Annotated in this window: 6 protein-coding genes and 3 pseudogenes; 3 read left to right on the top strand and 6 right to left on the bottom strand. The window is 70.7% G+C overall.

The features are described from left to right. Positions 1–102: 102 nt before the first annotated feature. From FCI23_RS53410 to FCI23_RS57875, 4 genes are all read right to left on the bottom strand, one after another. Entirely contained in the window at positions 103–375 is a 273-nt protein-coding gene (locus tag FCI23_RS53410; protein ID WP_136731372.1) for a hypothetical protein, read from the bottom strand. A 10-nt stretch (positions 376–385) separates the two neighbouring features. Beyond that, positions 386–1492, bottom strand: a complete 1107-nt coding sequence (locus tag FCI23_RS53405) for an XRE family transcriptional regulator (RefSeq protein ID WP_246144896.1) — start codon at positions 1490–1492, stop codon at positions 386–388. A gap of 882 nt (positions 1493–2374) precedes the next feature. Beyond that, the gene (locus tag FCI23_RS53400) at positions 2375–3274 is read right to left on the bottom strand and encodes a GNAT family N-acetyltransferase (protein WP_246144895.1); all 900 of its coding nucleotides are present in this window, start codon (positions 3272–3274) and stop codon (positions 2375–2377) included. Between the two features lie 85 nt (positions 3275–3359). Then, positions 3360–3836: a hypothetical protein gene (locus tag FCI23_RS57875; protein ID WP_169317450.1), complete on the bottom strand. Its 477-nt coding sequence runs from the start codon at positions 3834–3836 to the stop codon at positions 3360–3362. A gap of 298 nt (positions 3837–4134) precedes the next feature. Here FCI23_RS57875 and FCI23_RS57870 point away from each other — a divergent pair, with 298 nt between their 5' ends. Next, on the top strand, positions 4135–4293 hold the full coding sequence (locus tag FCI23_RS57870; RefSeq protein ID WP_169317449.1) for a hypothetical protein: 159 nt from the start codon (positions 4135–4137) through the stop codon (positions 4291–4293). Positions 4294–4301: 8 nt separating this feature from the next. Here the strand turns inward: FCI23_RS57870 and FCI23_RS53395 are convergent. Further along, positions 4302–4725, bottom strand: a pseudogene (locus tag FCI23_RS53395) (SDR family NAD(P)-dependent oxidoreductase); the annotation flags it as partial. A gap of 100 nt (positions 4726–4825) precedes the next feature. Beyond that, a pseudogene (locus tag FCI23_RS62010) lies at positions 4826–5065 on the bottom strand (alpha/beta fold hydrolase); the annotation flags it as partial. Between the two features lie 132 nt (positions 5066–5197). On the opposite strand from FCI23_RS62010, the gene FCI23_RS53385 reads away from it, so the two are divergent. After that, complete coding sequence (locus FCI23_RS53385; protein WP_136731368.1) at positions 5198–5497, top strand: hypothetical protein; 300 nt, start codon at positions 5198–5200, stop codon at positions 5495–5497. A gap of 460 nt (positions 5498–5957) precedes the next feature. Beyond that, positions 5958–6454 (top strand): annotated as a pseudogene (locus FCI23_RS62005) (hypothetical protein); the annotation flags it as partial.

Here is a 6454-nt window from a genome sequence, read left to right as displayed (position 1 = left end):
GCTCGAAGCCCGCAACGCCTTCGGCTTCCGCAACCGCGAGCACCAACGCCTACGGTCACGCTGCGCGACCACCAGGCGGAGCCGCAGAGAGGCCAAGCCCGGTTAAATTCGAAGACCCGTGTAAGCAGCGCTGTCAATGAGCAGGACCCCGTTGTAACCCGCCTGATGGCGTAGTTGGAAGGCGCGCTCCTCCGCGCCGGCTCCGGTGACAATGACGCCACCGAGATCCTCATCGATCAGCGGGCGCGTGTGGGGGACGAAGCGGGCGTTCTCATGGAGCAGTACCCGCCCCTTCAGGAGTTCCACGGCGGGGGTACCACCGCCCGCTGCCTTGCGGTCTGGTGGAAGTTGGCCGGGGACGAAGGGTTCAGTCATCGAGTTCACCTCACGGTTTGACCGAGGAACACAGGGCCCCGGCTGAGCGGGATGCGCACAGGTAGATCTCGTGGAACTCCTCGCCTCCCAGGCCGGCGAGGTGAGCCGCCTGATCCTGGCCGAGGTGCTGCTGCTCCAGCCGGGTCACGACTTGAGCGAGGCGTTGCGGGGTTTCGCGGGGAACCACTCCCGGCTCGGTCGTGCGGTAGCCAAGAGCGGACATCTCCACCATGAGGTTGCGGTACTGCCAGTCGGTGATCACGTTCAAGGAAGAGGCCCGGCGGATGAGGGCCGCCATGGAGACACCCCAGCGGGCTTTGAGTTCCAGCAGCCGGGGGATGTCCACACCCTGCTTGAGTTCGTCACGGATCGTGGCGTAGGGCATGAGCAACTCTGCCGCGAAGTGGTCGGCCTCGTCTTCCTGCCGGCGCCCTTCGCCCGGCTGAGTATGCATGACTACATGACCCAGTTCGTGCGCGAGGCTGAAGCGGAAGCGGTCAGGCGGTGCGTGGGAGTTGAGCAGGAACAGAGGCCGGCCGCCGGGCACCCACTGGCTCACGGCATCCAATTCGGTTGTTGCCAGATCACGTACCACCACCAGGGCGCCGGCAGCCTCGATCAGCTGGACCAGATCTTCGATCGGCCCAGGGCCAACGCCCCAGTCCTCACGCAAGGTCTCGGCGGCTTCCTGCGGGGTGTCCAGAGGAGTCACTTCGATCAGGCGGAAACGGTTCTCGCCGGACAGTCCTGCCGCGCGCGTCAGTGCATCGGTCTGCAACCGGGTGAGAGCAAGGACCGCGTGGATGCGGCGCAGCGCGATCGCCCCCAGCGAGGCACGCTTGCGGTGGTGCACCAGGCCGATCCCTACTCCGTGTAGGTCAGTGGTCCTGCTTAGCATCTGCGGCGTATAGCGCAGAGCCGCAGAGAACAGGTGCAACCGCTCTCCTGACACCGGAAGCCGACCAGCTTCGGCTCGGCTCACGTACCCCTGGGAGACGCGCCCGTCCGGATCAACCTTCGACATCTCGGCCGCCAGGTCTGCCTGGGTCCAGCCACGAGATTCTCTCGCCAGTACAAGCATGGCCGGCTGGGCGACCAAGTCCTCGTCGAGTTCCAAGGGTCACCTCCAGTAGTCAGTACCCACTCAACTACTACGAAGTATACACGCTCGCATGCATCAAAATATTCCGAGATTGATTCCGGTGATCTCGCCGCAGGGAAGCGGCATCGGAGAATTGCGACGCAGCCCGCGGGAACTGGCGGGCCACCCCCGCGGGGCCGCCTCCGCTCGAACTGCTGAACCGGCCCCGTCTCGGGTCGGTCGGCATGGAGCTCGCCGCCGCCGCGGACGCTCCCGTGGTGCTGGTACGGGCCGAGCCTGCGACTGCGGCGGCAGTTGCTGCACTTCGCGCTGGCCGCTGCGGGAGATCAGCCGTTGCAGCTGAGCGTTGCCTCCTCGGGTCGCTCCAGGAGCGGGAGGTACCGGTGTGCGGCAGGATTTCCAGGCCCCAGGCCGTGTACCGGGGGGCTCCGGCCCGCCACGAAAGCCGATGCCGTTGTTGGCCACTCAGGTGAGGGCGTGCCCCGCGGCCGTGATGACGATGGCGCGCGACCGCGGTACCACCCCCGTCCGGCGCGCATCATGGTACGGCTGGTCGGTCCGCGCTCCCGGGGCATCCCCGACGGGGCGATCGCGCACGAGGACGCTGTCGAGACGCTCCGCCCAGGCGCTCGCCGACCGGTTGCCGCTGTTGTGGGGTGAGGCACCGCTCGGCGAGGCCCTGCGCCGTCCGAGCGGTTACGTGAGCGCACGGACAAGTCCGATCCCAACGACAGCGCTGGCATCAGCGCGCCGGCCGCGCAGGACGACTTTGATCAACGGCACAATCCACTCCGGCCGTTTCCTCAGCGCCTCAAACACTTTCCCCCCGTCGTCCTGGGGTACCAGGCCGGGCCTGGTACCCCAGGACGCCCGACCACAGGACCTAACAACGCCCTATTACGGGCGGCGGGTGAAGGACCAGAGCCGGTCCAGCTCGGTGAACCCCATGGAGTCGTAGAGCCGGTTGGCGGCGAGGCGGTCGCGCTCGAGGTTGCCGGGCGGGGCGTCGTCGTCGACGTAGGCGATCACCTCGCGGGCGCCCTCGGCGGCCAGGTGCGCCAAGCACTGCCGGAGCAGTCGGCGGCCCAGCCCGCGGCCGCGGTGCGCGGGGTCGGTGCTGATCCACCACAGCACGCCGGTCCCGTCGACGGGGCGGCCGAGGGTGGCCTCGCCGACCAGGGTGCCATCGGTCTCGCGCAGGTCGAGCTGCCACCCGGGCGGGTCGGCGCACTCGGTGACATCCGCGATCCGATAGACTCGTGCGTCGGCGACGTTGGGGACTCCAAGAAGTCCCCGGTGGATGTAGCGCCACAGGTCACGGCCGGTGAACCCGGTCGCCTCCAGCGCCCGGCGGGTCGCCGGGCGGTTGCACACCGGCAGGCCCTCCAGCCCGAGTGTGAGTGCGCAGGCGAACTCGAACGCGTGCACCGTGCGCGGCCCGAGCTGGCCGAGCGCGTGGCCGACCAGGGCCTCGGCGACTGCTTGGTCTTCCTCCTCGGTGTGCAGCCACAGGATCAGTCCGGCCCCGTCCCCGGGGCGCGTGGCGTAGGAGACTACCCCCCGCACCCGCCCGGACGGGTCGTGTATGACGTCGGTGCGGGGCTGGTTCAGCTCGGCCCACCAGCCGCCGTGGACGGGCAAGCGCCCGGCCAGTGCCTCGGCGAGCATCGCGGGCGTGGCCTCCGGCTGCCCTGGCAGCCGGTCGGCCTCCACCAGCGCGAGCACCGTGTCCTGGTCGCCAGCCGCGTACGGCCGCGCGGACAGCTGTGCCGCCGCTCCGGCGGTTGTGATCGCCACGCTCGCGCCTCCCTGGTGGTCTGCCCTTCCAGCCTGCCCCCGCCGGCGCCCGGGCGCCAGGCAACCCCGGGACGCGGGTCCGGGATCAGGCGGGGTCGAGCGTCCGCCGCACCGGGGACGGCCGCTGATCACTGCACCCAGTCGTAACGTCGCCCTCATCCCATCCGGCCTCGTCGTCGGCCTCACAGCGGAGCAGGTCGTTGATCTCATCCTCGCTGAGCTCGTCGCGGTCCATACCGATCAGGGCTGTGGCGTTCCGCTGGTCCTGGATCAGGTAGTAGCGGATGAAGTCCGGCGGCTGTATGTCGTGGATCGCCCTCAGCTCCTCCCGGGTCAACTGGCGGCCGTCGATGCGCCACTGGTCGGGGTGGGTGGCCTCGAGGTCCGCGACGGACGACGTCCCGTCCACCGCCAGCAGCAGCTCCACCGGATCGAGCCGGTCCTCCCCAGCGCCGGCCGCCGGGTCGTGGTCATCCTCGGCGCACCCCCCGGCGGCTCGTGAGGCGGGATTTTGGGGCCCCGTCCGCCGGTTGCGGACCTTCTTGTGCCTGCCCATGCTCATCCCTCTCAGCGCGGCGCGAGGACGCACGGCGCCCGGCGTCCAACAGCGATAACGATCCGGCCGGGCTGGAGGACGTGACCCGCACGGGTCACACCTCGTCCACCTCGCTCGACCGCGTCTCGCAGGGGACGCAGTCCCTCGCCGGGCTGCGAGGCGGTGAAGGCATAGCGGCCCAGGGGTGCTTCTCCTTGAGCGGGCACAGGCGGGCGATGTCCTCCTCCGGGGCGCCGATCCTCGCGTCGGGTCCGCGCGGTCACCGTCGTGGAGGTCGTGGCCCGACGAGGGCGCGGATGCGACGGTGTACGCCGTACCCCAGCAGGACCGCGGCGACGAGCAGGACCAGTCCGATCCGCCGGTCCGGCCCGGTGGCGACGACGACCGTGAGACCGATGTCGGCCACAGCGATGAGGAGGCTCGCCAGTGGGTAGCACCAGCGGCGGCGCTGGTGCGGGCCTGAAGGTCGGGTGGCGCGGGGGCGATCGCGGCGAGGGAGGCGATCTGCAGCAGGTAGCCGCGCGATTCGAGCAGGGCGGGCAGGAAGGCGCGGGCGGTGGTGGCGCTGCCGAGCAGGTTGACCTGGATGACGCGTTCGAAGCCGGCGGGGTCGGAGTCGAGGAAGGGGCCGCCGGTGGCGACGCCGGCGTTGGCGACGACGGCGTCCACGCGGCCGAAGCGGGCGACCCCTTCAGCGGCGACGCGCGCCATCGCGTCCCGGTCGCTCACGTCCGCCGTCCAGTACCCGGTGTCGGGGCCGATCGCCCCGGCGACCGCCTTCAGCTCGTCCGGGGCCGACCAGCGCCAATCGGGCGCCCCGGGCGGCGAGTTTGTGGGCGAGCAGCGCGCTCACACCGCGGGCGGCGCCGGTGACGACGACGACCTGGCCGTTCATACCGTGCCTCCTTCGGCGGCAGGCTCGTTCTGGGGCTCGGCTTGGGGCTCGACCTCGACCCCGGGCTCGGCCACATGACCCCCCTGGAGGACCCGGAGGCGAGTTCGGTGAGCCCGACGCAGTGCGGCAGCCGCGCGGCGATGTCGTGGGCGTGCACCGGCGGGGTCAGCTTGTCGGCGGTGCCGACGAGCACGGCGGTGGGTGCGTCGAGGGCCGCCACGCCTGCGTCCAGGTCGAGCCGGGCGAGCACGCGCCCCCAGGCCGCACGGGGTCGCCGACCGCAGGCGTGCACGATACGGGCGGTGGCGGCGACCTGCTCCGGGGTGGCGCCGGGCGACAGCACCTTCCCATGCACGACCCCCCGCGAAAATGCTACGTAAATTCGACGTGACCTGAATTGCCCTGGATGCCCTGGTGTCACTTGCCCGGCCTGGGGGCGGACGACCTACGATCCCGGATGTGGATGACACCGATGCGGACGACGCTTTCGACTTCCCGGCCGATCTCCTGCGGGCTGCAGCGTGAGTTGCACGGGGTGCGGGGCGAGCTCGTGGGGTGGCCGCAGGCCTTCTCCCGCCGGGGTGGTGACGAGCAGCGGGTGATTGACATGTTGTGGGCCCGGCAGTCGCAGTTGTCCGCCGCCGTGGCCGAGCACCCGTTCTTCGCCGGCCGGGACACCTACGGGCGGGTCAAGGCTCATCTGGCCCTGCAGGGGATGAGCGCCCGCGCTGCCGCATCGCCGGGCGGTGCGGCAGTCACCCGTTCGGCCTAATCGCCGGGGCTGGAAAGCCGGGGCTGCCGGCGACCGCTGGCCGGGCGGGTGCGGGGCGGCGCACTGCATGCGGGGCGGTCGGCACCGGTGCGGGTCCCGCACTGGTCTCCGGCGGCGGCGGGCGGCGTGAGGATGTCAAGTCGGAGAGTGCAAGAGGTGCCGACGTAACGTCCCCCGAAGCGGCGGACGGGCCCGCTCCCTTCTACCGCTGGCATCCGGGCTCGCCCGGAGTGCCACCGCAGTGGTGTCCCGGCACCCTTCAGCGGGGGTAAGGCGCGCCCTGGGCATGAGAAGGCCCCCCGGTTGTCGCCGGAGGGCCTCTCCAAAACAGCCACGCCGAGTCTTTGCCCAGCCACGCCGAGCCTTATCTCGCCCTGCCCTGCCTTGCCACGAAATGTAAGGGTGCGGGTTGCCTACTGGCCAGGATACTCCTCTCATACCGGTCACCCAAGCGCCCCCGATGACGTCCGGGGGAGGCCGGGAACAATCCTCCCGGCGGGGGCCCCGGCTGCTGCCTCCGCTGGTCGCCGACCGGCGCCACATCCTTGTCCGCGAGGTGCGCCCGGTCCGGGGCGGCGTTGCTGATGAGGTTGGCGGTAGAGCCCAGCAGGCCACGCTCACGCAGCAGCTCCACGACTCCGGCGAGCGGACCGTGCAGCAGATCGCTGACCTGTTCGCTGTCCCCCGCATCACTGTGTACGGCCACGTCACCACCGCTGTCCCGCGCCTGGCCGTGAACAGACCCTCACCACACGCTGCGCCTGACGAGCTTGAACGCAAGCAGCGCCCCGACGGGTCCTGCCGCCAGGGCATGAACACGACGCTTCGAGGCACATGCGCGCTGGGCCAACTGACGGGGCAGGCGAAGTTCCCTCTCGGCACACCGCTCGTCGTGGCGGTCGCCGACGGGCTCGGCGGGCAGCCGGGCGGCGAGGTGGCCAGTGCACGGGTCGTCCG

This window comes from Actinacidiphila oryziradicis (genome assembly GCF_005047355.1).
Taxonomy (GTDB): domain Bacteria; phylum Actinomycetota; class Actinomycetes; order Streptomycetales; family Streptomycetaceae; genus Actinacidiphila; species Actinacidiphila oryziradicis.
Note: the sequence above shows the minus strand (reverse complement) of the source record. Positions and strands in the feature narration are given on the sequence as shown.

Coding starts and splice junctions, on each gene's coding strand:
- FCI23_RS53385 (WP_136731368.1), top strand. CDS start 5,198: ATGCGGACGACGCTTTCGACTTCCCGGCCGATCTCCTGCGGGCTGCAG.
- FCI23_RS57875 (WP_169317450.1), bottom strand. CDS start 3,836: ATGAGCATGGGCAGGCACAAGAAGGTCCGCAACCGGCGGACGGGGCCC.
- FCI23_RS53410 (WP_136731372.1), bottom strand. CDS start 375: ATGACTGAACCCTTCGTCCCCGGCCAACTTCCACCAGACCGCAAGGCA.